Genomic DNA, 24031 nt, shown 5'->3' with positions numbered 1-24031 from the left:
ATTTCCATGAAAATAAAATTTATTATAAAAAGAGATAAGAGCCAAGTTGCATTTGATATTTTTAAAATCAAAAATGCTATTTTTAAAGCTAATATAAACTCCACAGATGAAAAATTAAATAAAGATTTTTTAGATAAACTTTGTGATGAGGTTGTGGCTTTACTTGATGAAAAACACATGCAAGTAGAGCAAATTCAAGATAAAGTCGAAGAAGTTTTAATCAAAAATGCCTTAGTCAATACCGCAAAATCTTATATTTTATACCGCCAAAAAAGAACACAAATTCGCAATGGTAGTTATGATTTACTTAGTTTGTATGATGATTTAACTTTCAAAGATTCTAAAGAAGCTGATTTAAAAAGAGAAAATGCTAATATTAATTCAGATAGCGCTATGGGTATGATGTTAAAATATGGTTCAGAAGGCGCAAAATACTATGTAGATGAGTGTATTTTGCCAAAGCATATCGCAAATGCACATAAAAATGGCGATATACATATACACGATAAAGACTTTTATATGCTAACACAAACTTGTTGTCAAATAGATTTGTTAAAGCTTTTTGAAAAGGGTTTTAGTACAGGGCATGGAAGTTTGCGTGAACCAAATGATATCAGATCTTATGCTTCTTTAGCTTGCATTGCCTTGCAAGCTAATCAAAATGAAATGCATGGAGGTCAGTCTATACCCAATTTTGATTTTGCTATGGCAAAAGGTGTGGCAAAGACTTTTCAAAAAGAGTATAAAAAGGCTATAAATGCTTTTTTTGAAATAAAATTAGAACAAAACTTAGATGAGCAATGCTTTGAAAATACTAATTTTCAAGTTTCAAGCGAAAAAGAATGCTTTAAAGAGCTTTTAAGGCTTGAGTTAAATAGCGATGAGAATTTTTTAAAACAAGCAAATGCTTATGCTTATAAAAGAGCATTAAAACAAACCCAAGATGCGACTTTTCAAGCTATGGAAGCTTTAATACATAATCTTAATACTATGAACTCAAGAGCAGGAGCCCAAGTGCCTTTTAGCACGTTAAATTATGGCACCGATATTTCTTTTGAAGGGCAAATGGTGATAGAAAATTTACTCAAAGCCACGATGAAAGGCTTAGGAAATGGCGAAACACCAATTTTCCCTGTGCAAATTTTTAAAGTAAAAGAGGGTGTTAATTATAATGAAACAGATCCAAACTATAAGCTTTTTAAGCTTGCCATAGAATGTGCTTCTAAAAGACTTTTTCCAAATTTTAGCTTTTTAGATGCAAGTTTTAACGCAAAATACTATAAAAAGGGTGATTATAACAGCGAAGTAGCTTATATGGGTTGTAGAACTAGGGTTATGGCAAATGTTTATGATGAGAGTAAAGAAATCACAAGTGGCAGGGGAAATTTAAGCTTTACAAGTATAAACCTTGTGCGTTTAGCCATAGAAGCCAAAGGAAATTTAGAGCTTTTTTACTCACTTTTAAAAGAAAAATTAGAACTTGTGTATGAGCAATTACTTCATAGATATAAAATTCAAAGTCTAAAAAAGGTTAAAAATTTCCCATTTTTAATGGGCGAGGGAATTTGGATAGATTCAGATACTTTAAAAAAAAATGATAGTGTAGAGAAAGTTATTGCACATGGGACTTTGGCTATAGGTTATATAGGGCTTTGTGAGAGTTTAGTAGCTTTGATAGGTTCTCATCATGGACAAAGCCAAGAAGCAAGAGAGCTTGGCTTGCAAATCGTGCGTTTTATGCGTGAATTTGTCGATGAAAAAGCACTCAAAGATAAGCTTAATTTTTCACTCATAGCTACTCCAGCTGAGGGTTTAAGTGGAAGATTTTTAAAACTAGATCAAAAAAAATACGGCATTTTAAAAGGCATAACCGATAAAGAATTTTATACTAATTCTTTTCATATTCCTGTAGATTTTCCTATTAGTATATATGAAAAAATTCAAATAGAAGCCCCATATCATGAGTTAAATAATGGCGGGCATATTACTTATGTAGAATTAAACGGCGATGTGAGTAAGAATTTAGAAAGTTTTGAACGCATTATAAAATGTATGAAAGAAAGCAATATAGGCTATGGCTCGATTAATTTTCCGCTAGATAGGGATCCGGTGTGTGGTTATAGTGGCGTGATAGATGAGTTTTGTCCAAAATGCCATAGAAAAGAAGATGATATTAAATTTGAACGCATAAGAAGAATCACGGGCTATTTAGTAGGAACACTCGATCGTTTTAATGATGCTAAAAAAGCCGAAGTTCATGCAAGAATTAAACACGATTTTTCTTAGATTGGCCGGTGCCATAAAAGAATCCATAGTCGATGGCTATGGATTGCGTTATGTGATTTTTACTCAAGGTTGCCCTCATCATTGCAAAGGTTGTCATAATCCACAAACGCATGATTTTAACAAAGGATATTTGCAAGATTTAGCAAGTTTGTATGATGAAATTTGCAAAAACCCTTTACTTCAAGGTGTTACTTTTAGTGGCGGGGAGCCTTTTGTGCAGGCAAAAAATTTAAGCATTCTAGCAAAGCATATCAAGGCTTTAGGACTTGATCTTACCATATATACAGGTTTTACTTATGAAGAGCTATTGCAAGAACAAGCTATGAAAGAATTGCTCGTTTTGGCTGATGTTTTAATAGACGGTAAGTTTATTTTAGAGCAAAAAGACTTATCTTTAAAATTTAAAGGTAGTAAAAACCAACGCATTATTGATGTAGCAAAAAGCTTAGAGCAAGGAAAAGTAATACTTTTTGAAAAATAAAGAGTTGTTTAGTCTTTTTTAATTTAACTATGTTAGAATGTTATAAAATTTAAAAAGGAGAACAATATGTTTGAATTAAGAAAATTACCTTATGAAGCAGACGCTTTTGGAGATTTTTTAAGCGCAGAAACTTTCGCATTTCATCATGGCAAACACCACCAAACTTATGTAAATAACCTAAACAATCTTATTAAAGATACTGAATTTGCAGGAAAAGATTTAGTTTATATCATACAAAACTCAAATGGTGGAATTTTTAACAACGCTGCTCAAGTGTATAACCATGACTTTTATTTTGATTGCATTAAGCCAAAAACATGCTGTGGCTGTGGCTGTTCTTTAAGTGATGAGTTTAAAGCAGCGGTTGAAAAAGACTTTGGTTCTATGGAAAATCTAAAAGAAGAGTTTATCAAAGGTGCTACCGGAGTGTTTGGTTCTGGTTGGTTTTGGCTAGTTTATAACACTCAAAATCAAAAATTAGAGCTAGTTGGCACAAGTAATGCTGCTACACCTATCACCGAAGGTAAAATTCCACTTTTAGTAGTTGATGTATGGGAGCATGCTTACTATGTAGATCACCGTAATGCACGTCCTGCGTATTTAGAAAAATTCTACGCACATATTAACTGGGAATTTGTAGCAAAAGCTTATGAATGGGCTATCAAAGAAGGTATGAACTCAGTAAGCTTTTATGCAAACGAACTTCATCCACTAAACTAAAAATAAAATCTCTTAGGTTTCTAAGAGATTTTACTCCAACACCACTCCCTCATTTAGTACAACTTCGCCTATTACATAAGCGTCTGAGCTTTCTAAAACTTTTCCTACATTAGATGGATCTACTACCATAACTAAGCCCACACCCATATTAAAGCTTCTATACATTTCAGCCTCTTCTACGCTTTGGCCTATTTGGTAAAAAATTTCAGGAGTTTTGAGATGATGTTTTCTAATGATAGCACCTATTCCTCTTGGGAAAACTCTAGGTAAATTCTCTACCAAACCACCGCCTGTTATATGAGCTAGTGCATTAATGAAAGGTTTTAATTTTAAAAAGTCTTTTACGTAAATTCTTGTAGGCTCAAGTAAGATATCGATTAAATTTTTACCCTCTAGTTTATCATCAAACTTAAGTTTTTGTGCTTCAAATAATACTTTTCTAGCTAAAGAATATCCATTAGAATGAAGCCCACTACTAGGCAAAGCTAGTAAAATATCTCCATTTTTTACAAAATTTCTTCTATCGATCTCGTCTTTTTCAGCCATACCTACTGAAAAACCTGCTAAGTCAAAGTCATTGCTATGATACATGCCAGGCATTTCAGCAGTTTCTCCACCTATTAAGGCACAATTTGCTTTTTTACAACCATTAGCAATCCCTGCTACAACCTTTTTAGCTACTTCTACATCTAGTTTTGCAGTTGCATAATAGTCTAAAAAAAACAAAGGTGTAGCAAAATTACAAATTAAATCATTCACGCACATTGCTACTAAGTCCTCACCTATTGTGTCAAATTTTTGACTATCAATAGCAAGGCGTAACTTCGTACCCACTCCATCTGTAGCTGCTAACATAACAGGATTTTTAAAACCACTTGGCATAGCAAAAGCACCAGAAAAAGAGCCTATACCACCTAAAACGTTTTCATTAAAAGTTTCTTTTACTAAAGGCTTGATTGCTTCTACAAAAGCATTACCATTATCTATACTTACGCCCGCATCTTCATAGCTTATATTCATTTATCTTCCTTTAAGAATTTAAAAGGTATTTTAACTAAAAATGTTTTAAGGCTAAATTATGCAAAATGCTTATTTTGTAACTTCAAGTATAGCAGGTGGAAAGTCAAGCTTTATAAAAATAGTTCAAAATTTGGGTTTTGATACTTTAAGCGCAGATGTGATAGCTCATGAGCTTTTAAATGAAAATGCAAATTCTATAGCTAAGCTTTTTAATAATGATGATTTGATCATAGCAGGAAAAATAGATAGAAAAAAACTTGGTGCTATTGTATTTAATGACTTAAATGCCAAAAAAAAGTTAGAAGATTTTTTACATCCTAAAATCAAAGAAGAAATTTTACAAAAAGCTCAAATTTTAGATAAAAACAACAAGGCTTTTTTTATAGAACTGCCTTTATTTTTTGAAAACAACCACTATCAAAATTTAGGAAAAAGTATATTGATTTATACTCCAAAAGAACTTTTACTTCAAAGACTAATGCAAAGAGATAATTTAGATGAAAATGAAGCTTTAAAAAGAATTAATTTACAACTTGATATAGAAGAAAAACTAAAAAAAGCAGATTTTGTGATAAAAAATACTTCAGGTTATGAAAATTTTGAGAAAAATGTGCTAAATTTTTTAAAACACACTTTAAAGGTTGAAAAATGAAATTTTATAAGTACTGTGCTAGCGGGAATGATTTTGTGGTGTTTGCAGATAGCGAAAAGAAAGATCGCAGTGAATTAGCTAGAATTCTTTGCAATCGTTATGAGGGCATAGGCGCTGATGGACTTATAGTGGTAGTGCCTCATGATAGATATGATTTTGAATGGGAATTTTATAATTGTGATGGGAGTAAGGCAAGTATGTGTGGTAATGGATCACGCGCAGCAGCACATTTTGCTCATCATTATTTAAAAAAATCTCAATATTTAAATTTCTTAACCGGTGCAGGACTTATAAAATCTTTTGTTGATGATGATATGGTTGAAATCAAACTTAGCGGGGTAAAGGATATCAAAGAAGCCTTTGAATATAAGGGTAGAATTTGGCAAGGCTGTAATACCGGAGTTCCACATATAGTAACCTTTGTTGATGATTTAAATGAATTTGATGTCAATTTATGCAAAGAAGTGCGTAAAAAATATAATGCAAATGTTAATTTTGCTAAAGTGGAAGATGAAGAGTTTATAAGAGTTAGAACTTATGAGCGCGGGGTGGAAGATGAGACTTTAGCTTGTGGTACGGGCATGGGAGCTTGTTTTTACTTAGCGTATTTAAATCAAAAAGTAAAAGATGATATTTTGGTAAAGCCAAAAAGCAATGAAAGCTTGCATTTTAGATTAGAAGAGGATCAAATATTTTTTAGAGGAAAGGTGAAGTGCTGTTTTGAAGCTGATTATAATTTTACTTAGCAGTGTTTTATTTTTAAAAGCTGAATTTATAGCAGGTTTTGATGAGCATTATTATGCTTTAAGTATAAAAGAAAAGCGTGAGGTTTTTATAAAAAAAATCAATGCTTTACTAGATGTTTCTTTTAAAGAAATAGAAAAAGAAAAAGAATTTATAGATATTTTTTTTAAGGAAGCTTTAAAGAACAATTTTAGAAAGTTAAATTCTAATGCTGTGCAAAAACTATGGTCTTTAAAAGAAAAATATCGCGTTAAAAATTTATACGATCATAAAGAATACCAAATGCGTATTCAAAAAGTGCCAAAATCTTTAGCTATAGCTCAAGCTATTATTGAAAGTGCAACCGGCACAAGCCGTTTTGCTAAAGAAGCAAATAATTTATTTGGAGAATGGACTTGGGGTGAAAAAGGTTTGATTCCAAAAGAAAGAGGTGAAGGTAAAACGCATAAAATTCGTATATTTGATAGCTTGCAAGAAAGTGTGGATTCGTATTTGCTTAATTTAAATCGCCACGATGCTTATAAAGAATTCAGGGCTTGGCGGTGGAATATTATAAGTGAAAATAAAAAACTTGATGGTAAAGAAGCAGCAAGTCATTTAGAAAAATATTCAGAAATTAAAAGTAATTATACTAAGCTTATTGTTTCTATTATAGAACAACATAATCTTGATGAGTTAGATTAATTACCTAAAGCCCACTCATCAAAAGGTAAAATCATCACGCGCACCCCTTCAATGAAAAACTCATCTCTTTGTGAAAGCGTGATGATATAAATAGTTGAAAGTGCGAGCTGGTTTTTGCTAAGGATTTTTTTGACTTTTAAACTAAGTAAATCTTTATCTTTAAAGGGCGAGCATAAAAATGCATTTTTAAAACTTGGTAAGTAAAAATCAAAATGCTTAGTATAAAAAATTTCTTGCTTGAATTTAAATAACTCGCTTAAAATCAAATTTTCAAACAAAGCACCAAAGTCTTTTTGTATACTTAGAGAATTTTTTAGCGAAAAGTCCCAAAAATATACTTTTTTTAAATTCTTTTCAAGATTTTTAACAAAATACAAAGTGTAGTTTGATTCTAGTTTTTCTATGCTTTTATATAAAGTATCTTTGGAAATTTTTATGGTGTTTTTTAAAGTTTTTAACAATTCATTAACGCTAAATTCGCTCCCAAGTTCTAAGGCAATTTGCTTGAGTATAGTTAGTTCTAATGGAGTATAAAAGCTTTTTAGGTATGATGAGTTTGTATTAGAATTATGATTTAAAATTACATTGCGTCCTGTATGTAAAAAATAACTTACCATAGTTTTGGTGTCAGTGTATTTTTTATTTAAGCTTAAAAATTCTTCAAAGTCTAAATAATCTGAATGAAGTTCTTCAAAATAATCTAAATGAAAATTACTATCACACACGCTAAGTATAATTTGCAAATTAAGATGTTTTAAACTAGTAAAGTCAAAATCGTGAGCAAAATTACACAAAGCTAGAAATTTAATTTGTGGATTATAAGTTAAAAACGAATTTAAATTTACTAAAGCACTTGCTTGAAATTTCAAATCATCACAATCAATAAAAAGTATATTTTCTGCTTTATACAAAGATAAAAAATTTAAGATCAAATTTTTCTTACCACTTGCAAAACCACCTTTTATAATGATGTTTTTATGGGTTTGAATTTGAATTTTTCTTTCATCAAATTTTTGAAATTTTGGGTAATTATCATAAAAAAATTGTAGTGATTTCATAAATTTCTTTGTAATTAATGGTGGAGCATAGCGGGTTCGAACCGCTGACCCCAACGCTGCCAGCGTTGTGCTCTCCCAGCTGAGCTAATGCCCCTTTAGATTTTGAAATCATACTATATTTTTTCTTAGATTTTCTTAATGTATAAAAAATCTTGTAAATTTTATAAAATTTAATTTTTATCCTTTTTAAAAGGAAAATAATTAAAAAAAATGTATAAATTTCTTGACATAGCAAAGGCTCTTTTTATATAATCTCAACATCATTTTATATGGTGGTTAGATTCTTATGGGTCTAACGAGTTCTTTACAAAGGAAAAAATATGGAAAGAATCAGGCTTAAGCTAAAAGCTTATGACCACAGAGTTCTAGATCGCACAGTTGCAGCAATTGTAGAAGCTGTTAAAAGAACAGGTGCTGACATCAGAGGTCCAGTACCAATGCCTACAAAAATCAAAAGATACACAGTTTTGAAATCTCCACACATCAATAAAGATTCACGCGAACAATTTGAGATGAGAATTCATGCTCGTATGCTTGATATTGTAGCAGCTACTCCAGATACAGTAGATTCACTCACTAAGCTTGACTTGGCTCCAGAGGTCAATGTTGAAGTAAGAGCTATGGGTAAATAAGGATAGAATATGGAATATATTGTAGAAAAAATTGGTATGAGTAGAACAATCAGCACACCAAGCATTCCTGTAACCTTACTTAAACTTGTTCAAACTAAAGTATGTGAAGTAGAAAATGGAAAAGCTTTGGTTGCTTATGTAAAAGGCAAAGCAAATAATAAATGCATTGCGGGTCAGCAAAAAAAATACAATCTTTCAGCTGAATATAATAGATTTGCTTCTTTAGAAGTAGCAAACACAGAAGCAGGTGATATTGATCTTAATCCTTTAAAAGAAGCTTCTATCTTAAAAGTAAGCTTTAATTCTAAAGGTAGAGGTTATAGTGGGGTTGTTAAAAGACACGGATTTGCCGGAGGTCCTGCAAGTCACGGTTCAAGATTCCACAGACGCCACGGATCAATCGGTAACCGCGAATGGCCAGGTCGTGTTCAACCAGGTATGAAAATGGCAGGTCATTATGGTAATGTAAAAGTTACTGTTAAAAATGAAGTAGTTTCATTTGATGAAGAAAATGGCATCTTAGTAGTAAAAGGTGCGGTACCAGGATTTAATGGTGCTATGGGTAAAATAAGGATTGCAAAATGAGTAAAGTAACTGTTTTAAATGATAAATTTGAAAAAGCTAGTGAACTCGATCTTCCAGCAAAATATGCAGAAGTTAATCCTCACAACCTTTATTTATATGTAAAATCTTATCTTGCTAGCCTTAGAGCAAACACAGCTCATACTAAAGGTAGAAGCGATGTAAGCGGTGGTGGTAAAAAACCATGGAGACAAAAAGGTCGTGGTGGTGCAAGAGCAGGTTCAACAAGAACGAATGTTTGGGTTGGTGGTGCTGTAGCATTTGGTCCTACAAACAATCGTAATTATTTCCAAAAAGTTAATAAAAAACAAAAACGCTTAGCGCTTGAAAGAGCATTGGCTGATAAAGCACAAAACAATGCATTATTCTCAGTAGATAGTTTAAGCATTGAAAGCGGTAAAACAAAAGATGCAAATGCAGTTATTAAAAAGCTTGGTTTAAAAGATGCTTTAATTGTAAAAGATTTACTAGATGAAAAAACACTTCTTGCTTTTAGAAACTTAGCAAATTGCTATGTAGTTGATATTAGCGAAGTAAATGCTTATTTAGTATCTGTATTTAATGCTGTTATCATTGAAAAAGCAGCGCTTGAATCTATCGTAAAAGAGGGTTAAAATGGCAGATATTACTGATATAAAAACAATACTTTACACTGAAAAAAGCTTAAACCTTCAAGAGCAAGGTGTTGTAGTTATTCAAACTTCTCCAAAAATGACTAAAAATGGTCTAAAAGAAGTTTTAAGAGAATATTTTGGTGTAACTCCAGTAAGAATTAATTCTTTAAAAATGGATGGAAAAGTAAAGCGTTTTAGAGGTCGTGAAGGTCAAAGAAATAGCTTTAAAAAATTCTATGTTAAGCTACCAGAAGGTGTGAGCTTAGAAAGTTCGGAGGCATAAGATGGCAATTAAAACTTATAAACCATATACTCCAAGTAGAAGATACATCACAGGTGTAAGCTCTGATGATATCACAGCAAAAGCTAGTGTGCGTTCATTACTTGTAAAACTTCCAGCTCATGCAGGTCGTAACAATAATGGTAGAATCACAAGCCGTCATAAAGAAGCAGGTGCTAAAAAACTTTACAGAATTATAGATTTTAAAAGAAGAAAATTTGGTATTGAAGGTAAAGTTGAAGCAATCGAGTATGATCCATACAGAAATTGTCGTATTGCATTAATCTCTTATAGAGATGGTGAAAAAAGATACATCTTACAACCAAAAGGTTTAGGTGTTGGTGATGTTGTTTGTGCTGCTGAAAGCGGACTTGACATTAAACCAGGTAATGCAATGAAATTAAGAAACATCCCAGTGGGTACTATCGTACACAATATCGAATTAAAACCAGGCAAAGGCGGTCAAATGATCCGTTCAGCAGGTGCTTATGCTCAATTAATGGGTAAAGAAGAAAAATACGTTATCTTAAGACTTGCAAGTGGTGAAATGAGACAAGTTTTAGCTGAATGTATGGCAAGTATTGGTGAAGTTGGTAATGAAGAATGGTCAAACGTGACTATTGGTAAAGCAGGAAGAAATCGCCATAGAGGTATTCGTCCTCAAACAAGAGGTTCTGCGATGAACCCAGTTGATCACCCGCACGGTGGGGGTGAAGGTAAGAAAAATTCAGGCCGTCATCCAGTTACTCCATGGGGTAAACCAACTAAAGGTGCTAAAACTCGCCGTAAAAAAGCTAGCGATAAGCTAATAATTTCAAGAAGAAAAGGAAAGTAAGATGGCTAGGTCACTAAAAAAAGGTCCTTTTGTTGATGACCATGTAATGAAAAAAGTCATCGCTGCTAAAAAAGCTAACGATGGTAAGCCAATTAAAACTTGGTCAAGACGCAGCACTATTATACCTGATATGATAGGTTTAACTTTTAATGTTCATAATGGAAAAAGCTTTATCCCAGTATATGTTACTGAAAATCATATCGGTTACAAATTAGGTGAATTTGCACCTACTAGAACATTTAAGGGTCACAAAGGCTCTGTTCAGAAAAAAATAGGTAAGTAAGGGAGATTTATGAGTAGAGCGTTAATTAAATTCATAAGATTATCTCCAACTAAAGCGAGATTGATTGCTAGAGAAGTTCAAGGTATGAATGCAGAGCTTGCATTAGCTAGTTTGAAATTTATGCCAAATAAAGGTGCTAAATTTATAGCAAATGCTATTTCAAGTGCTGTAGCAAATGGCGGATTTGAAGCAAATGAAGTTATTGTTTCAAGTTGTCGTGTTGATGCTGGTGCGGTTTTAAAAAGATTTAGACCAAGAGCTAGAGGAAGTGCTAGTCGTATTAGAAAGCCAACTTCACACATTTTGGTAGAAGTTAGTAAAGTAGAAGCAAGTGCTGAAAAAACTACAAAAGCTAAAAAAGCATCAGTGAAAAAGGAAAGCTAATATGGGACAAAAAGTAAATCCGATTGGTTTAAGACTAGGAATTAATAGAAATTGGGAATCAAGATGGTTTCCTACAAAAGCTAATTTAGCAGAAAATATTGGTGAAGATTATAAAATCAGAACTTTTTTAAAAAGAAAACTTTATTATGCAGGAATTAGCCAAATTCTTGTAGAAAGAACAGCGAAAAAATTAAGAGTAACTGTTGTAGCTGCAAGACCAGGGATTATTATTGGTAAAAAAGGTAGTGATGTTGATATTTTAAGAAAAGAACTTCAAGATTTAATCAAAAAAGAAGTTAATATCAATATCAAAGAAGAAAGAAAAGCAGGTGCTTCAGCTCAGCTTGCAGCTGAAAGTGTTGCTACTCAACTTGAAAAAAGAATTGCTTTTAGAAGAGCAATGAAAAAAGTAATTCAAGGAGCGCAAAAAGCAGGTGCTAAAGGGATTAAAGTTTCAGTTTCAGGCCGTTTAGGTGGTGCTGAAATGGCAAGAACTGAATGGTACTTAGAAGGTCGTGTTCCACTTCACACTTTAAGAGCAAAAATTGATTACGGTTTTGCAGAAGCACATACTACTTATGGAAATATAGGTATCAAAGTGTGGATCTTCAAAGGTGAAGTTTTACAAAAGGGTGTTCAACCTGAAAAAACCGAAGAAAACGCTCCAGCTAAAAAAACTAGAAGAGCAAGAAGAGGTAAATAATCATGTTAATGCCAAAAAGAACAAAATATCGTAAAATGATGAAAGGGCGTAACAGAGGTTATGCCAACAGAGGGACTGAATTTACTTTTGGTGATTTTGCCCTAAAAGCAACTGAAGCTGGCCGTATCAATTCACGCCAAATCGAAGCAGCTCGTATTGCTTTAACTCGTTTTGTAAAAAGACAAGGTAAAACTTGGATTAGAGTTTTCCCAGATAAACCTCTAACTAAAAAACCTTTAGAAACTCGTATGGGTAAAGGTAAAGGTGCAGTTGAGGAATGGGTAATGAACATTAAACCAGGTCGTATCATTTATGAAATGGCAGGGGTTAATGAAGAAATGGCAAGACAAGCTTTAACTTTAGCGATGCACAAATTGCCATTTAAAACTAAGTTTGTTACAAGAGAGAGCCAAAATGAAATATACTGAGATTAAAGATAAAACAGCAGGTGAGCTTGCAACAATGCTAAAAGAAAAAAAGGTGCTTTTATTTACTTTAAGACAAAAGCTAAAAACAATGCAGCTAACTAATCCTAAAGAGATTAGCGAAGTTAAAAAAGACATCGCTAGAATCAATACTGCAATTAGCGCTTTAAAATAAGGATAGAAAATGGCATTTAAAAGAGAAATTCAAGGCGTTGTTGTTCAAATTGCTGGAGATAAAACAGCAACAATTTTGGTTGAAAGAAAAGTGGTTCACCCAAAATACAGAAAAATCGTAAAACGCTTTAAAAAATATTTAATTCATGATGAAAGAAATGAACTTAAAGTGGGAAATACTGTAGTTGCTATTGAATGCAGACCACTTTCTAAGAGAAAATCATTTCGCTTAAAAACTATAGTATCAGCAGGAGTTGAGTAATGATTCAAAGTTTTACTAGGCTTGCAGTTGCTGATAATAGCGGTGCAAAAGAATTAATGTGTATTAAGGTTTTAGGTGGTAGTAAAAGAAGATACGCTACTGTTGGTGATGTAATCGTTGCATCTGTAAAAAAAGCTCTACCAAATGGTAAAGTTAAAAAAGGTCAAGTAGTAAAAGCAGTTATTGTTAGAACTAAAAAAGAAATTCATAGAGATAATGGTTCTTTAATTCGTTTTGATGAAAATGCAGCAGTTATTCTTGATGCTAAAAGAGAGCCTATCGGAACGCGTATTTTTGGACCAGTAGGTCGTGAAGTAAGATATGGTGGCTTTATGAAAATTGTTTCACTAGCACCGGAGGTGTTGTAATGAAATTAAAAATTAAAAAGAATGATATGGTAAAAGTTATCGCAGGTGATGACAAAGGCAAAACAGGTAAAGTTTTAGCAGTATTCCCTAAAACAAATAAAGTAATTGTTGAGGGTTGTAAAATAGCTAAAAAAGCTGTTAAGCCAAGTGATAAAAATCCAAATGGCGGTTTTATCAACAAAGAAATGCCAATGGATATTTCAAATGTAGCAAAGGCAGGAGAATAAGATGATGAGATTGAAAGAAAAATATACTCAAAATATCAAACCTGCTTTAGTAAAAGAATTTGATATCAAAAATCCTATGCTTATTCCTTTTATTGAAAAAGTTGTAATCAGCGTAGGTGCTGGGGAATTAGCAAAAGATCAAAAAGTATTACAAAATGTTGCAGATACTATTTCATTGATCGCTGGACAAAAAGCAGTTATCACAAAAGCTAAAAAATCAGTTGCTGGTTTTAAAGTGAGAGAAGGCTTCCCAGTAGGTGTAATGGTAACATTAAGAAAAGACAATATGTATGCTTTCTTAGATAAGCTTATTACTATAGCTCTTCCTCGTGTTAAAGACTTTAGAGGTCTTCCAAGAGATGGTTTTGATGGAAGAGGAAACTATAACTTTGGTTTAGATGAGCAGTTAATGTTCCCAGAAGTTGAATATGATAAAATCTTAAGAACTCATGGTATGAACATTTCTATCGTTACAACAGCAAAATCAGATAAAGAGGCACAAAAATTATTAGAATTATTTGGCGTGCCATTTGCAAAAGGAAAGTAATATGGCTAAAAAATCAATGATTGCAAAAGCTGCCCGCAAACCTAAATTTAGCGTTAGAGGGTATACTAGATGCCAAATTTGTGGAAGACCACATTCAGTTTATAGAGATTTTGGGATTTGCAGAGTTTGCTTAAGAAAAATGGCAAATGAAGGTTTAATTCCTGGTCTTAAAAAAGCAAGTTGGTAAGAGGAAAGAACCATGATAAATGATTTAATTTCAGATTCACTAACAAGAATTAGAAATGCAGGGATGAGAAGATTAGAAACTACTCAACTTTTGCATTCTAAAGTTATCGAAGCTTTACTTGGAATTTTCCAAGCTAAAGGCTATATTGAAAGCTTTAATGTGATTGAAGAGGATAAAAAGAAATTCATCAATGTAGTTTTAAAATATGATGAAAAAGGTAAAAGCGTAATTAACGAAGTTAAGCGTATTTCTAAACCTGGTCGTCGTGTTTATAAAGGCAAAGATGAGATCAAAAGATTTAAAAACGGTTATGGTACTATCGTAGTAAGCACTTCAAAAGGTGTTTTAGCTAACGACGAAGCTTACAAAGCAGGCGTTGGTGGCGAAGTTTTATGTACTATTTGGTAAGAGTTTCTACTTTTTATGGTATTCGGTATCCATTCTTATAAAGTAGTCATATCGTAGACAAGTAAAAAGGAAAAATGAATGTCTCGTATAGGTAAACAACCAGTTGCTATTCCAAGTGGAGTAGAAGTAAAATTAGAAGGTAACTTGCTAAAATTCAAAAAAGGAAATTTAGCAAAAGAGCTTGATACAAAAGCAAATGTTAATGTTGAGATTAAAGAAGGACAAATTCTTTTCTCTCCTAAAGGTGAAGATAGACAAAGTAGAGCTTATTGGGGAACTTATAGAGCTTTAGCTCAAAACATCATCATCGGTTTAACTGATGGTTTTAGCAAAACTTTAGAAATCAACGGTGTTGGTTATAAAGCTGCGTTAAAAGGTAAAGTTCTTGAACTTGCTTTAGGTTTTTCTCATCCTATCAACTATGCTATTCCAGAAGGCATAGAAATTACTGTTGATAAAAACAATGTTATTATCAAAGGTAGTGATAAACAAGTGGTAGGTCAAGTTGCTGCTCAAATTCGTGAATTTAGACCACCTGAGCCTTACAAAGGAAAAGGTGTTAAATATTCAGATGAGCGTATTATCCGCAAAGCTGGTAAGACATCTAAGAAGTAAGGATAGAATATGAGAGCAAATGTATTAAAAAGAAAAATATCTTTAAGAATTAAAAGAAAAAAAAGAATTAGAGCAAAAATTTCAGGAACACAAGCTCTTCCAAGAGTTTCTGTTTTCAAATCAAACAGAACTTTATATATCCAAGCTATCGATGATGTTAAAGCAGTAACTTTAGCAGCAGTAGATGGAAGAAAAATTGGTGTTAAAGCAAATAAAGAAGGTGCTAAAAAAATAGCAGCTGAATTTGCAAAAGTTTTAAAAGCTAAAAACATAGAAGAAGCAGTGTTTGATAGAAATGGTTATTTATACCATGGTGTGATTGCAGCATTAGCTGAAGCACTAAGAGAAAACGGAATCAAACTATAACCCAAAAGGAAGATCGATGGAAAAATATAATAGAGAAGAATTTGAAGAAGTAATCGTCGATATCGGCAGGGTTACTAAGGTTGTTAAAGGTGGTAGAAGATTTAGATTTACTGCTTTAGTTATCGTTGGAAATAGAAAAGGTTTAGTTGGTGTGGGCTATGGAAAAGCTAAAGAAGTTCCAGATGCTATAAGAAAAGCAGTTGATGATGCTTTTAAAAACATTGTTGAAGTTAAAACAAAAGGTTCAACTATCCCTCATGATGTAGAAGTAAAATACAACGCAAGTAGAATTTTACTTAAACCAGCAAGCGAAGGTACAGGGGTTATTGCAGGTGGTTCAACACGTCCTATCGTAGAACTTGCAGGTATTAAAGACATTTTAACTAAGTCTTTAGGTTCAAATAATTCAGCAAATGTTGTGCGTGCTACTATCAAAGCACTTACAATGCTTAAAGGATAATCAATGAATTTAACAAAAGCACCAGGTTCAACACATAAAACCAAAAGAATAGGCCGTGGTCAAGGTAGTGGTATGGGTAAAACTTCTACTAAAGGTGGAAAAGGCCAAACTGCTAGAAAAGGTTATAATGAAAAAAGAGGTTTTGAAGGGGGTCAACAACCACTTCAAAGACGCTTACCAAAAGTAGGCTTTACTTCTAAATTTGAAAAACCTTATGTGATTAATGTTGAAAAAATCACAGCAATCAAAGAGCTTAGTGAAATTACATTTGAAACAATCAATAGCATTCATAAGCTTTCAAAAAATGTAAATAAAGTTAAGCTTATTGGGGCAAGCGCTAAAGATCTTGCTAGTAAAATTAAAGACGAGAAGATTACTTTTAGCGGACAAAAATAATGAATAAAACATTGACAAATAAAATTCTCATAACATTGGCTTTTTTATTCGCTTATAGAATATTAGCTTATGTTCCAGTTCCGGGGGTTAATGTCAGTGTTATCAAGGAATTTTTTGATTCTAATGCATCTAACGCATTAGGCTTGTTTAATATGTTTAGCGGGGGTGCTGCTGAAAGACTTAGCATCATCTCTCTAGGCATTATGCCTTATATTACTGCTTCGATTATTATGGAGCTTTTAGCGGCAACTTTTCCTAACATAGGAAAAATGAAAAAAGAACGTGATGGTATGCAAAAATATATGCAAATTATCCGTTATGCTACTATAGCTATCACTTTGATACAAAGTATAGGCGTTTCTATAGGCTTACAAAGTCTTCATGGAAAAGCAGGTCAGTCAGCTATTATGATTGATATGAATACTTTTATCGCACTTTCTGCTGTTTCTATGCTCGCAGGTACCATGCTTTTGATGTGGATAGGTGAGCAAATCACTCAACGTGGTATAGGAAATGGTATTTCTTTAATCATCTTTGGTGGTATTGTTTCTACAATTCCAGGTGCAATTAGTGGAACAGTAAATTTGGTAAATACAGGTGAGATGAATTTCTTGACTATCATTGCCATTTTAGTTGTAATTTTACTTACTATTTGGGCTATTATAGTAGTAGAACTTGGAGAAAGAAGAATTCCTATTTCTTACTCAAGAAAAGTAATCATGCAAAATCAAAATAAACGCATTATGAATTATATACCTATTAAGATCAACTTAAGCGGGGTAATTCCTCCTATTTTTGCAAGTGCGATTTTGATGTTTCCAAGTACTATTTTGCAAACAAGTACAAATGAATATGTATTAAAGATTTATGACTTTTTAAATCCAAATGGATTTTTCTTTCATTTTTTAACATTCTTACTTGTTATTTTCTTTGCGTATTTTTATGCATCAATTGTATTTAACGCAAAAGATATAGCCGAAAATCTTAAAAGACAAGGTGGTTTCATACCAGGCATTAGACCAGGCGAAGGAACTGCAAATTATCTTAATGAAGTAGCGTCAAGACTTACCTTGTCAGGTTCTATTTATTTAGGGCTTGTAGCTACATTACCATGGCTTATTGTGAAGTTGTTTGGTGTGCCTTTTTATTTTGGTGGAACTTCTGTTTTGATCGTAGTTCAAGTAGCGCTTGATACGATGAGGAAAATTGAAGCTCAAATTTATATGAATAAATACCAAACTTTAAGTGCAGTAGGCTTATAAGAAAGTAGATTTTCTACTTTCTTCTCTTTTAAGGATTTTGATGAGACTAGGCGTTTTTGATAGCGGTGTAGGTGGGCTTAGTGTTTTAAAATCTTTACTTCAAGCAAAACTTTTTAAAGAATATATTTACTATGGGGATACTGCAAGAGTGCCTTATGGGGTTAAAGATAAAGAAACTATCATTAAATTTTCTCTAGAAGCTTTAGATTTTTTCAAAGAAAAAAAAGTCGATATGCTTATTATTGCGTGTAATACAGTTAGTGCGCATGCTTTAGAAATTTTAAAAGCAAATGCACCATTTCCAGTTCTTGGAGTTATAGAGGCTGGGGTTTTGGCAGTTAAAAACTCTTTAGAAGATAAAAACTCTAATATATTAGTCATTGCAACCCAAGCTACAGTGGATTCTCACGCTTATAAGCAAGCTTTAGTCAAAGAAGGATTTTTAAAAGTAGAAGAAAAAGCAACGGGACTTTTTGTACCTATGGTAGAAGAAGGGATTTTTCAAGGGGATTTTTTAAAAGCTGCTTTTGAGTATTATTTCAATAAGCTCAAATTTCATCCTAATGCTTTAATCTTAGCATGCACGCATTTTCCTTTAATCGCCCATTCTTTAGCAGAATATTTTGGTAAAAATACAAAACTTATCCATTCAGGTGAGGCTATAGCTTTGCAATTGCAGAAAGAATTTAACTTAACATCAATCCAAGAAGAAGTTAATATTGAATTTTATGCTTCAAGTGATGTAGAAAAACTAAAAAAAATTGCAAATTTATGGCTTTAAGTTAATATTATTTACTAAAGTTATTTTTATATTAATAATTTATTTTTATTTAAATATAGTTGCATTATAATTTTTATCATTTCTAATGAAAGGACTAACATGAAAAAAATGTTAATGTGTGCAGCTATGGCACTAAGTTTAGGAGCAGGAATTTTGGAAGCAAAACCAAAAATTGCAATTTTAGCTACAGGTGGAACTATCGCTGGTTCGATTGATAGCTCAGTAGCAACTACAGGTTATACAGCCGGAGTTTTGGGGGTTGATACTTTGATTAAAGCAGTGCCTCAAATTCAAGATTTAGCAGTAATTAGCGGGGATCAAATTGCTAATATTGATAGCAAGGATATGACAAATGAAATTTGGCTAAAACTTGCTAAAGAAGTTAATAGGCTTTTAAAATCTGATGTAGATGGAGTTGTAATTACTCATGGTACTGATACCATGGAAGAAACTGCATATTTCCTAAATTTAACCGTAAAAAGTGACAAACCTGTTGTTTTAGTTGGTGCAATGCGCCCATCAACTGCAATTAGTGCAGATGGTCCTAAAAATCTTTACAATGCTGTAGCATTAGCAGCAAACCCTGAGGCAAAAAATAAAGGTGTAATGGTGGCTATGAATGATAGAATTCAAAGTGCTAGAGGCGTTATGAAAACTCATAGTTTAAATGTAAATGCATTTAGCTCACCAGATATGGGCGATATGGGTTATATAGTAGATGGAAAAGCATTTTTCTATAATACTAATACAAAATTACACACCAAAAAATCTCCATTTGATGTTAGCAAGCTAAAAGAATTACCAAAAGTAGATATTCTTTATAGTTATGCAAATGATGGTAGCGGTGTTGCAGCAAAAGCTTTGTTTGAAAATGGAACTAAAGGTATAGTTGTAGCTGGAACAGGTGCTGGTAGCATTCATGATTATCAAAAAGATGTGTTAAAAGAATTGCTTAAAAAAGGTCTTAATGTAGCGGTAAGCTCACGCGTAGTAGCTGGTAGAGTTGCAGTAAGTGATGCTGATGCAAAACTTGGTTTTATTGATACAGGCGATATGAGTCCTCAAAAAGCTAGAGTATTATTAATGCTTGCTCTAACTAAAACAAGTGATCCTAAGAAAATCCAAGAATATTTCTTAAAATACTAAAATCTTTAACACCCAAATGCTACAATAACATTTGGGTGGATTTCTTACAAAATCTACCTATAATTAATCACAAGGATATTAAATGAGACAATATGAAAGCTATAAATGCCAAAAATGTGGCAATGAAGTGGAAGTGCAAAATGTAGGCGGTGGAAAGCTTAGTTGTTGTGGTCAAGAAATGGAGTGTATCACTAAAGATTTAACAGCTATAAATTTAATGAAAGCTTTTGCAGGCGAGTCTATGGCAAGAAACAAATATGATTTATTTGCAGATATTGCTCAAGAAGAAGGTTGGCATGCTATTGCAAAGCATTTTAGAGAAGCTGCAGAAAATGAAAAATGGCACGCAAGAGCTGAGTTTAAAGCTTATCATGAATTAGTAGATGGTAAAGCTTTAGAAGAAACTGCTAAAAATTTAATTTGTGCAGCAGAAGGTGAAAATTATGAGCATACTACTATGTATCCAAATTTTGCAAAAATTGCAGAAGATGAGGGTAAAAGAAATATAGCAAGATTATTTACAGCTATAGGTAAAGTAGAAATTGAACATGAAAGAGAATATTTAGCACTTAAAAAAATGCTCGAAGAAGAAGATTTCTTTAATTCAGAAGTAGAAGAATTATGGGTTTGTGAAGTTTGTGGGCATATACACCGTGGCAAAAAAGCACCAAATGCCTGTCCTTTATGTAAAGCTCCTAAAGAATACTTCAAACGCGAATTTTTAGGATAATTTTAAAAACCTTGATAAAAATGATAAAATATTTTATTTTTTATCAAGGTCTAATATGCAAATTCTAACTCATCCTTTTGAACCTTTTTTTGATGAAAACTCAAAAGTTTTAATACTAGGTTCTTTTCCATCTATTAAATCAAGAGAAGAAAATTTTTATTATCAACATAGCAAAAATCGTTTTTGGCGTATTTTTGAAATATTATTTGAGTGTGAGTTAAAAACAGTACAAGTTCAAAAGTCTTTCTTAAAAGCAAATCATATAGCACTTTGGGATGTTATAGCAAGTTGTAAGATAAAAAATTCAGATGATAAAACTATTTCTTATGCCAAAGCAAATGATATAAATATTATTTTAGATAAGGCAAATATAGAAAAAATTTGTGTTTTAGGTAAAGTTGCAAGTAAATATTTTACTAAATTTTATCCTGATAAAAATTTTTTTGAACTTCCTTCAAGCTCTCCTGCTAATATGAATTATTCTTTGGAAAATTTAGTTGAAAAATACACTATTATAAAGGAAAAATAATGGCTTTAGTTGGAGTAGATGAGGCTGGGCGTGGAGCCTTAGCTGGAGATATGCATATAGGGGCTTGTAAGCTTTTTAAAGAAATTGATGGTTTAGCTGATTCTAAAAAATTAAGTGCAAAAAAAAGAGAAGAGCTATATGAGCAAATTCTTCATCATTCAAATTTTTTAATCCTTGCTTTTTCGCCTTTGCAAATTGATACTTTGGGGCTTAGTCAGTGTTTGCAACTGGCTTTAAAAATTATTAAAAAACATTATAATCAAGATGATATTTTATATGATGGAAATTTAAATTATGGAGTTTTGGGTATTAAAACTATGATTAAAGCTGATATGAAGATACAAGAGGTTTCAGCAGCTAGCATATTAGCCAAGGTAAGTCGTGATCAAAAAATGTGTTATTTTTCTAAACTATATAATAGTTATGATTTTGATAAACACAAAGGTTATGGTACAAAAGCTCATATAGAAAAGATTAAAACATTTGGTTATTCGCCCTTACACCGCAAAAGCTTTATGTTAAAGTGTTTTGAGAAAAGCTTATTTGATTAAATTGTGTGATTTTTACACTTTTGTATTTTGAAATTTATTTTCTTTTAAAAATAATAGAATGTTTTTATATTTGAAGTATTATTATTAAGATAAAAAAATATAGTCAAAAAATATTTTTTTAATAATTATTTATTAAAAATAATAATATTAGTTAAAATTGCTATATGTTTTAAGAAAAATTAATTTTTTTCTATTATAGTAATATAAAATATTTCAAGGGGTATTATGTCTTTACTTTTAAGTGAGCTAAAAATTGGAAATTTTTATGTAAAAAATCGCATTGTAATGCCCCCTATGGATATGTATGAAACACAAGTTTTAGATGGCAAGATTAATCAATTTCACCTGATGCATTATGGAGCTAGAGCTTTGGGCGGTGTCGGGCTTATTATAGTTCAAGCTTGTGCGATTAATGAAAATGCAAAAATTGCTGATAATGATATAGGTCTTTGGGGGGATTTTCAAATTCAAGGACATAAAGAGCTTGTTGAGCTTTGTCATCATTTTGGTGCTAAAGTTGCTATCCAACTAAATCACAGTGGCCGTAAAAATTCGTGCAAAGATGCCATATCAAAAGCTCCAAGCAATATAGCTTTTAGTGAAAAATTTTCCAAACTTCATGTTTTAAGCAAAGATGAAATTTTACAAATTGAGCAAGAATTTATTCAAAGTGCTAAAAGGGCTAAAGAAGCAGGTTATGACGCAGTAGAGCTTCATAGTGCTCATGGGTATTTGCTTAGTTCGTTTTTATCGCCTTTATCAAATCAAAGAGACGATGAATATGGTGGCAGTTTTGAAAATAGAACACGTCTTTTGTGTGATATTATTAAGCGTATAAAAAAAGAAGTTGATATTGCTTTATTTGTAAGAATTTCAGCCACAGAATGGCAAGAGGGTGGTTGGAATTTAGAAGATAGTAAAAAACTTGCCTTGATTTTAGAAAAATTAGGCATTGATATGCTAGATGTTTCAGCGGGAGGAAATATCAACAAACCTTCTTTAATGCCCAACATAGCACCACTTTATCAAGCTCCTTATGCTAAGGTCTTAAAAGAAGTTGTTAAAATTCCTATATCTTGTGTGGGTCTTATAAATAGCGCTAGCGAAGGTGAGGCTTTGCTTTTGGGTGAGGTGTGTGATTTGGTTTGTTATGGTAGAAAATTACTAAGAAATCCAAATTTTGCAAATGAAGCCGCAGTTGCTTTAAATGAAAGAGAAAAAATTATGCCAAATTATGCTAGAGCGTATTTGTAAAATAATACAAAAAGTTTTTTAGGTAAAAGCTTTTTTTATTATTTTTTACAAGGAGAAAATGTGGACAATCTTAAGTGGAATTCTTTTGATACGCGTTGGATGCTTTCTCTTTTTGGGACTGCAGTTGGTGCGGGGATTTTATTTTTACCTATTAAGGCAGGTGTTGGTGGCTTTTGGCCGGTTGTTGTAATGGCTTTGATTATTTTTCCAATGGTATATTTAAGCCATAGAGCTTTAAGTCGTTTTGTATGCCAAGCAAATGGTAATGATAAAGACATTACTCATGCAGCTGAAGAGTATTTTGGTAGAAAAGTAAGTATTTTTATTTCTGTGCTTTATTTCTTTGCAATTTTCCCAATTTGTTTAGCATATTGTGTAGGTATAACTAATACTTTTGAGAGTTTTATTTATAACCAATTCTTACCACTTTTAGATCCAAATGGTTCTTTTGCAAGTGCAATTAGTGCTATGTATCAAACAAGTGTTAATGAGCAAGGAAAAACTGTAGCTAATTTACTTCCTTTTTATAGAGCGCTTTTTGCTTTTGTTTTAGTAAGTATTTTTATGCTTATTATGCTTTTTAGTGAAGAATTAATCACTAAAGTATGTGAATGGCTTGTGTATCCTTTATGTGCTATTTTATTTTTATTTTCTTTATATCTTATCCCACAATGGTCATTTGAAAGTTTTAGTGCTATTCCTGGGACAAAAGAATTTATCACTATAGTATGGCTAACTTTACCAGTTTTAGTGTTTTCGTTTAATCACTCACCAGCGATTTCTACTTTTTCTTTAAGTGTAAAAAGACAATATCCTGAAAATTCAGTACAAAAAGCAAATCAAGTATTGTTTAGAACTTCTGTGATGTTACTTGCCTTTGTTATGTTTTTTGTGGTATCTTGCGTGCTTTCTTTAACTCCTGCAGAACTTAATGAAGCTAGAGCACAAAATATACCTGTACTTTCTTATTTTGCTAACAAACTTGATAATCCATTTATTTCTTATGGTGGTCCATTAATCGCATTTTTAGCAATTTCTAGTTCATTCTTTGGACATTATTTTGGTGCTAGAGAGGGTGCTTATGGTATAGTTAGAAAATGCTGCAAATTAGCAGGCAATGAAAATCCTGATTTGAAAAAAATCGCAGTTTATTCAACTTTAGTAATGTATATTGTTATGCTAATTACTGCTTATGTAAATCCAAGTATTTTAGGTTTTATTGAAAGCTTAGGTGGTCCAATTATTGCTGCGATTTTATTCTTAATGCCTATGATTGCAATTTACACTGTTTCTAAAATGAAGAAATTCCAAAACAAAGCCTTAGATGCGTTTGTGTTTATCACAGGTATTTTGACAATCATCACTGTAATTTATACTTTTTAAGG

36 protein-coding genes and 1 tRNA gene are annotated in these 24031 nt (G+C 32.2%); 34 read left to right on the top strand and 3 right to left on the bottom strand.

All coding sequences use genetic code 11. The features are described 5' to 3' along the window. Positions 1-6: 6 nt before the first annotated feature. The 3 genes from L8X40_RS04765 (at position 7) to sodB (ending at position 3487) form a co-directional block, all read left to right on the top strand. Positions 7-2286: an anaerobic ribonucleoside triphosphate reductase gene (locus tag L8X40_RS04765; protein ID WP_263667437.1), complete on the top strand. Its 2280-nt coding sequence runs from the start codon at positions 7-9 to the stop codon at positions 2284-2286. Continuing rightward, on the top strand, positions 2258-2767 hold the full coding sequence (gene nrdG, locus L8X40_RS04760; protein ID WP_263667436.1) for an anaerobic ribonucleoside-triphosphate reductase activating protein: 510 nt from the start codon (positions 2258-2260) through the stop codon (positions 2765-2767). Before L8X40_RS04765 ends, nrdG begins: the two co-directional genes overlap by 29 nt. Before the next feature lie 66 nt (positions 2768-2833). Further along, complete coding sequence (gene sodB / locus L8X40_RS04755) at positions 2834-3487, top strand: superoxide dismutase [Fe] (protein ID WP_087700800.1); 654 nt, start codon at positions 2834-2836, stop codon at positions 3485-3487. 30 nt (positions 3488-3517) lie between these two features. Here sodB and purM read toward each other — a convergent pair whose 3' ends face one another. Further along, entirely contained in the window at positions 3518-4507 is a 990-nt protein-coding gene (gene purM / locus L8X40_RS04750) for a phosphoribosylformylglycinamidine cyclo-ligase (RefSeq protein ID WP_087700799.1), read from the bottom strand. 58 nt (positions 4508-4565) lie between these two features. Here purM and coaE point away from each other — a divergent pair, with 58 nt between their 5' ends. Genes coaE through L8X40_RS04735 form a run of 3 tightly spaced genes read left to right on the top strand, consistent with a single transcriptional unit; the run spans position 4566 to position 6587 of the window. Continuing rightward, on the top strand, positions 4566-5159 hold the full coding sequence (coaE, locus tag L8X40_RS04745; protein ID WP_087700798.1) for a dephospho-CoA kinase: 594 nt from the start codon (positions 4566-4568) through the stop codon (positions 5157-5159). Then, positions 5156-5905 (top strand): diaminopimelate epimerase, encoded by a 750-nt coding sequence (gene dapF / locus L8X40_RS04740; RefSeq protein WP_214100135.1) that lies wholly within the window; start codon positions 5156-5158, stop codon positions 5903-5905. Before coaE ends, dapF begins: the two co-directional genes overlap by 4 nt. Continuing rightward, a complete protein-coding gene (locus L8X40_RS04735) occupies positions 5880-6587 on the top strand; it encodes a glucosaminidase domain-containing protein (RefSeq protein ID WP_087700796.1) in 708 nt (235 codons plus the stop codon). The genes dapF and L8X40_RS04735 overlap by 26 nt, the downstream gene beginning before the upstream one ends. On the opposite strand, the gene L8X40_RS04730 is transcribed toward L8X40_RS04735, so the two are convergent. Both L8X40_RS04730 and L8X40_RS04725 read right to left on the bottom strand, forming a co-directional pair. Beyond that, positions 6584-7645 (bottom strand): DUF4143 domain-containing protein, encoded by a 1062-nt coding sequence (locus L8X40_RS04730; protein WP_263667435.1) that lies wholly within the window; start codon positions 7643-7645, stop codon positions 6584-6586. The genes L8X40_RS04735 and L8X40_RS04730 overlap by 4 nt on opposite strands. A gap of 18 nt (positions 7646-7663) precedes the next feature. Continuing rightward, positions 7664-7739, bottom strand: a tRNA-Ala gene (locus tag L8X40_RS04725). A 226-nt stretch (positions 7740-7965) separates the two neighbouring features. Between L8X40_RS04725 and rpsJ the strand changes: the two genes are divergently transcribed. The 28 genes from rpsJ (at position 7966) to L8X40_RS04585 (ending at position 24029) form a co-directional block, all read left to right on the top strand. Then, positions 7966-8277 carry a 30S ribosomal protein S10 gene (gene rpsJ / locus L8X40_RS04720; RefSeq protein WP_012660810.1) on the top strand — a complete coding sequence of 104 codons (312 nt, stop codon included), beginning with the start codon at positions 7966-7968 and terminating at the stop codon, positions 8275-8277. A gap of 9 nt (positions 8278-8286) precedes the next feature. Continuing rightward, on the top strand, positions 8287-8862 hold the full coding sequence (gene rplC / locus L8X40_RS04715; protein ID WP_012660811.1) for a 50S ribosomal protein L3: 576 nt from the start codon (positions 8287-8289) through the stop codon (positions 8860-8862). Further along, positions 8859-9473, top strand: coding sequence for a 50S ribosomal protein L4 (gene rplD, locus L8X40_RS04710; protein ID WP_039617137.1), 615 nt, complete (start codon positions 8859-8861; stop codon positions 9471-9473). Before rplC ends, rplD begins: the two co-directional genes overlap by 4 nt. Position 9474: 1 nt before the next feature. After that, positions 9475-9756, top strand: a complete 282-nt coding sequence (locus tag L8X40_RS04705; protein ID WP_039617139.1) for a 50S ribosomal protein L23 — start codon at positions 9475-9477, stop codon at positions 9754-9756. Between the two features lies 1 nt (position 9757). Beyond that, positions 9758-10588: a 50S ribosomal protein L2 gene (gene rplB / locus L8X40_RS04700; protein WP_087700794.1), complete on the top strand. Its 831-nt coding sequence runs from the start codon at positions 9758-9760 to the stop codon at positions 10586-10588. A gap of 1 nt (position 10589) precedes the next feature. Continuing rightward, positions 10590-10871, top strand: a complete 282-nt coding sequence (gene rpsS / locus L8X40_RS04695) for a 30S ribosomal protein S19 (protein ID WP_039617142.1) — start codon at positions 10590-10592, stop codon at positions 10869-10871. Between the two features lie 9 nt (positions 10872-10880). Then, on the top strand, positions 10881-11255 hold the full coding sequence (gene rplV / locus L8X40_RS04690; protein ID WP_087700793.1) for a 50S ribosomal protein L22: 375 nt from the start codon (positions 10881-10883) through the stop codon (positions 11253-11255). Between the two features lies 1 nt (position 11256). Then, the gene (gene rpsC, locus L8X40_RS04685; protein WP_039617145.1) at positions 11257-11958 is read left to right on the top strand and encodes a 30S ribosomal protein S3; all 702 of its coding nucleotides are present in this window, start codon (positions 11257-11259) and stop codon (positions 11956-11958) included. A gap of 2 nt (positions 11959-11960) precedes the next feature. Beyond that, complete coding sequence (gene rplP / locus L8X40_RS04680) at positions 11961-12386, top strand: 50S ribosomal protein L16 (RefSeq protein ID WP_012660818.1); 426 nt, start codon at positions 11961-11963, stop codon at positions 12384-12386. Next, positions 12373-12558 carry a 50S ribosomal protein L29 gene (gene rpmC / locus L8X40_RS04675; RefSeq protein WP_012660819.1) on the top strand — a complete coding sequence of 62 codons (186 nt, stop codon included), beginning with the start codon at positions 12373-12375 and terminating at the stop codon, positions 12556-12558. The genes rplP and rpmC overlap by 14 nt, the downstream gene beginning before the upstream one ends. Before the next feature lie 9 nt (positions 12559-12567). After that, the gene (rpsQ, locus tag L8X40_RS04670; RefSeq protein WP_039617148.1) at positions 12568-12819 is read left to right on the top strand and encodes a 30S ribosomal protein S17; all 252 of its coding nucleotides are present in this window, start codon (positions 12568-12570) and stop codon (positions 12817-12819) included. After that, positions 12819-13187: a 50S ribosomal protein L14 gene (rplN, locus tag L8X40_RS04665; protein ID WP_012660821.1), complete on the top strand. Its 369-nt coding sequence runs from the start codon at positions 12819-12821 to the stop codon at positions 13185-13187. The genes rpsQ and rplN overlap by 1 nt, the downstream gene beginning before the upstream one ends. After that, positions 13187-13414 (top strand): 50S ribosomal protein L24, encoded by a 228-nt coding sequence (gene rplX, locus L8X40_RS04660; RefSeq protein WP_012660822.1) that lies wholly within the window; start codon positions 13187-13189, stop codon positions 13412-13414. The genes rplN and rplX overlap by 1 nt, the downstream gene beginning before the upstream one ends. A gap of 1 nt (position 13415) precedes the next feature. After that, on the top strand, positions 13416-13961 hold the full coding sequence (rplE, locus tag L8X40_RS04655; protein WP_012660823.1) for a 50S ribosomal protein L5: 546 nt from the start codon (positions 13416-13418) through the stop codon (positions 13959-13961). A 1-nt stretch (position 13962) separates the two neighbouring features. Beyond that, positions 13963-14148 (top strand): type Z 30S ribosomal protein S14, encoded by a 186-nt coding sequence (locus L8X40_RS04650; RefSeq protein WP_012660824.1) that lies wholly within the window; start codon positions 13963-13965, stop codon positions 14146-14148. Between the two features lie 12 nt (positions 14149-14160). Further along, positions 14161-14556 carry a 30S ribosomal protein S8 gene (gene rpsH, locus L8X40_RS04645; protein WP_039617152.1) on the top strand — a complete coding sequence of 132 codons (396 nt, stop codon included), beginning with the start codon at positions 14161-14163 and terminating at the stop codon, positions 14554-14556. A 78-nt stretch (positions 14557-14634) separates the two neighbouring features. Then, the gene (gene rplF, locus L8X40_RS04640; RefSeq protein WP_039617154.1) at positions 14635-15171 is read left to right on the top strand and encodes a 50S ribosomal protein L6; all 537 of its coding nucleotides are present in this window, start codon (positions 14635-14637) and stop codon (positions 15169-15171) included. 9 nt (positions 15172-15180) lie between these two features. Next, on the top strand, positions 15181-15537 hold the full coding sequence (rplR, locus tag L8X40_RS04635) for a 50S ribosomal protein L18 (protein ID WP_039617157.1): 357 nt from the start codon (positions 15181-15183) through the stop codon (positions 15535-15537). A gap of 16 nt (positions 15538-15553) precedes the next feature. Continuing rightward, on the top strand, positions 15554-15997 hold the full coding sequence (gene rpsE / locus L8X40_RS04630) for a 30S ribosomal protein S5 (RefSeq protein ID WP_039617161.1): 444 nt from the start codon (positions 15554-15556) through the stop codon (positions 15995-15997). A gap of 3 nt (positions 15998-16000) precedes the next feature. Next, on the top strand, positions 16001-16393 hold the full coding sequence (gene rplO, locus L8X40_RS04625) for a 50S ribosomal protein L15 (RefSeq protein ID WP_039617163.1): 393 nt from the start codon (positions 16001-16003) through the stop codon (positions 16391-16393). Beyond that, a complete protein-coding gene (gene secY / locus L8X40_RS04620) occupies positions 16393-17655 on the top strand; it encodes a preprotein translocase subunit SecY (protein WP_047207857.1) in 1263 nt (420 codons plus the stop codon). Before rplO ends, secY begins: the two co-directional genes overlap by 1 nt. A 40-nt stretch (positions 17656-17695) precedes the next feature. Next, on the top strand, positions 17696-18436 hold the full coding sequence (murI, locus tag L8X40_RS04615) for a glutamate racemase (RefSeq protein ID WP_214135746.1): 741 nt from the start codon (positions 17696-17698) through the stop codon (positions 18434-18436). Positions 18437-18550: 114 nt separating this feature from the next. After that, on the top strand, positions 18551-19582 hold the full coding sequence (locus tag L8X40_RS04610; RefSeq protein WP_261529926.1) for a type II asparaginase: 1032 nt from the start codon (positions 18551-18553) through the stop codon (positions 19580-19582). 82 nt (positions 19583-19664) lie between these two features. Then, a complete protein-coding gene (locus tag L8X40_RS04605; RefSeq protein ID WP_087700790.1) occupies positions 19665-20312 on the top strand; it encodes a ferritin family protein in 648 nt (215 codons plus the stop codon). 55 nt (positions 20313-20367) lie between these two features. Then, positions 20368-20841: a DNA-deoxyinosine glycosylase gene (locus L8X40_RS04600; RefSeq protein ID WP_263667434.1), complete on the top strand. Its 474-nt coding sequence runs from the start codon at positions 20368-20370 to the stop codon at positions 20839-20841. Continuing rightward, complete coding sequence (locus L8X40_RS04595) at positions 20841-21392, top strand: ribonuclease HII (RefSeq protein ID WP_214125596.1); 552 nt, start codon at positions 20841-20843, stop codon at positions 21390-21392. Before L8X40_RS04600 ends, L8X40_RS04595 begins: the two co-directional genes overlap by 1 nt. A gap of 225 nt (positions 21393-21617) precedes the next feature. Next, positions 21618-22646: a tRNA-dihydrouridine synthase gene (locus L8X40_RS04590; RefSeq protein ID WP_263667433.1), complete on the top strand. Its 1029-nt coding sequence runs from the start codon at positions 21618-21620 to the stop codon at positions 22644-22646. Between the two features lie 99 nt (positions 22647-22745). Beyond that, positions 22746-24029, top strand: coding sequence for an aromatic amino acid transport family protein (locus tag L8X40_RS04585; protein WP_391527393.1), 1284 nt, complete (start codon positions 22746-22748; stop codon positions 24027-24029). The last annotated feature ends 2 nt before the right edge of the window (positions 24030-24031 follow it).

Origin of the sequence: Campylobacter sp. CNRCH_2013_0855 (assembly GCF_025773025.1) — a bacterium.
Lineage (GTDB): Bacteria > Campylobacterota > Campylobacteria > Campylobacterales > Campylobacteraceae > Campylobacter_D > Campylobacter_D jejuni_C.
Note: the sequence above shows the minus strand (reverse complement) of the source record. Positions and strands in the feature narration are given on the sequence as shown.

Bases quoted from the DNA above. Each gene is read 5' to 3' on its own strand.
- L8X40_RS04765 (WP_263667437.1), top strand. From the start codon at position 7: ATGAAAATAAAATTTATTATAAAAAGAGATAAGAGCCAAGTTGCATTT.
- nrdG (WP_263667436.1), top strand. From the start codon at position 2,258: ATGCAAGAATTAAACACGATTTTTCTTAGATTGGCCGGTGCCATAAAA.
- sodB (WP_087700800.1), top strand. From the start codon at position 2,834: ATGTTTGAATTAAGAAAATTACCTTATGAAGCAGACGCTTTTGGAGAT.
- purM (WP_087700799.1), bottom strand. From the start codon at position 4,507: ATGAATATAAGCTATGAAGATGCGGGCGTAAGTATAGATAATGGTAAT.
- coaE (WP_087700798.1), top strand. From the start codon at position 4,566: ATGCAAAATGCTTATTTTGTAACTTCAAGTATAGCAGGTGGAAAGTCA.
- dapF (WP_214100135.1), top strand. From the start codon at position 5,156: ATGAAATTTTATAAGTACTGTGCTAGCGGGAATGATTTTGTGGTGTTT.
- L8X40_RS04730 (WP_263667435.1), bottom strand. From the start codon at position 7,645: ATGAAATCACTACAATTTTTTTATGATAATTACCCAAAATTTCAAAAA.
- rpsJ (WP_012660810.1), top strand. From the start codon at position 7,966: ATGGAAAGAATCAGGCTTAAGCTAAAAGCTTATGACCACAGAGTTCTA.
- rplC (WP_012660811.1), top strand. From the start codon at position 8,287: ATGGAATATATTGTAGAAAAAATTGGTATGAGTAGAACAATCAGCACA.
- rplD (WP_039617137.1), top strand. From the start codon at position 8,859: ATGAGTAAAGTAACTGTTTTAAATGATAAATTTGAAAAAGCTAGTGAA.
- L8X40_RS04705 (WP_039617139.1), top strand. From the start codon at position 9,475: ATGGCAGATATTACTGATATAAAAACAATACTTTACACTGAAAAAAGC.
- rplB (WP_087700794.1), top strand. From the start codon at position 9,758: ATGGCAATTAAAACTTATAAACCATATACTCCAAGTAGAAGATACATC.
- rpsS (WP_039617142.1), top strand. From the start codon at position 10,590: ATGGCTAGGTCACTAAAAAAAGGTCCTTTTGTTGATGACCATGTAATG.
- rplV (WP_087700793.1), top strand. From the start codon at position 10,881: ATGAGTAGAGCGTTAATTAAATTCATAAGATTATCTCCAACTAAAGCG.
- rpsC (WP_039617145.1), top strand. From the start codon at position 11,257: ATGGGACAAAAAGTAAATCCGATTGGTTTAAGACTAGGAATTAATAGA.
- rplP (WP_012660818.1), top strand. From the start codon at position 11,961: ATGTTAATGCCAAAAAGAACAAAATATCGTAAAATGATGAAAGGGCGT.
- rpmC (WP_012660819.1), top strand. From the start codon at position 12,373: ATGAAATATACTGAGATTAAAGATAAAACAGCAGGTGAGCTTGCAACA.
- rpsQ (WP_039617148.1), top strand. From the start codon at position 12,568: ATGGCATTTAAAAGAGAAATTCAAGGCGTTGTTGTTCAAATTGCTGGA.
- rplN (WP_012660821.1), top strand. From the start codon at position 12,819: ATGATTCAAAGTTTTACTAGGCTTGCAGTTGCTGATAATAGCGGTGCA.
- rplX (WP_012660822.1), top strand. From the start codon at position 13,187: ATGAAATTAAAAATTAAAAAGAATGATATGGTAAAAGTTATCGCAGGT.
- rplE (WP_012660823.1), top strand. From the start codon at position 13,416: ATGATGAGATTGAAAGAAAAATATACTCAAAATATCAAACCTGCTTTA.
- L8X40_RS04650 (WP_012660824.1), top strand. From the start codon at position 13,963: ATGGCTAAAAAATCAATGATTGCAAAAGCTGCCCGCAAACCTAAATTT.
- rpsH (WP_039617152.1), top strand. From the start codon at position 14,161: ATGATAAATGATTTAATTTCAGATTCACTAACAAGAATTAGAAATGCA.
- rplF (WP_039617154.1), top strand. From the start codon at position 14,635: ATGTCTCGTATAGGTAAACAACCAGTTGCTATTCCAAGTGGAGTAGAA.
- rplR (WP_039617157.1), top strand. From the start codon at position 15,181: ATGAGAGCAAATGTATTAAAAAGAAAAATATCTTTAAGAATTAAAAGA.
- rpsE (WP_039617161.1), top strand. From the start codon at position 15,554: ATGGAAAAATATAATAGAGAAGAATTTGAAGAAGTAATCGTCGATATC.
- rplO (WP_039617163.1), top strand. From the start codon at position 16,001: ATGAATTTAACAAAAGCACCAGGTTCAACACATAAAACCAAAAGAATA.
- secY (WP_047207857.1), top strand. From the start codon at position 16,393: ATGAATAAAACATTGACAAATAAAATTCTCATAACATTGGCTTTTTTA.
- murI (WP_214135746.1), top strand. From the start codon at position 17,696: ATGAGACTAGGCGTTTTTGATAGCGGTGTAGGTGGGCTTAGTGTTTTA.
- L8X40_RS04610 (WP_261529926.1), top strand. From the start codon at position 18,551: ATGTGTGCAGCTATGGCACTAAGTTTAGGAGCAGGAATTTTGGAAGCA.
- L8X40_RS04605 (WP_087700790.1), top strand. From the start codon at position 19,665: ATGAGACAATATGAAAGCTATAAATGCCAAAAATGTGGCAATGAAGTG.
- L8X40_RS04600 (WP_263667434.1), top strand. From the start codon at position 20,368: ATGCAAATTCTAACTCATCCTTTTGAACCTTTTTTTGATGAAAACTCA.
- L8X40_RS04595 (WP_214125596.1), top strand. From the start codon at position 20,841: ATGGCTTTAGTTGGAGTAGATGAGGCTGGGCGTGGAGCCTTAGCTGGA.
- L8X40_RS04590 (WP_263667433.1), top strand. From the start codon at position 21,618: ATGTCTTTACTTTTAAGTGAGCTAAAAATTGGAAATTTTTATGTAAAA.
- L8X40_RS04585 (WP_391527393.1), top strand. From the start codon at position 22,746: ATGCTTTCTCTTTTTGGGACTGCAGTTGGTGCGGGGATTTTATTTTTA.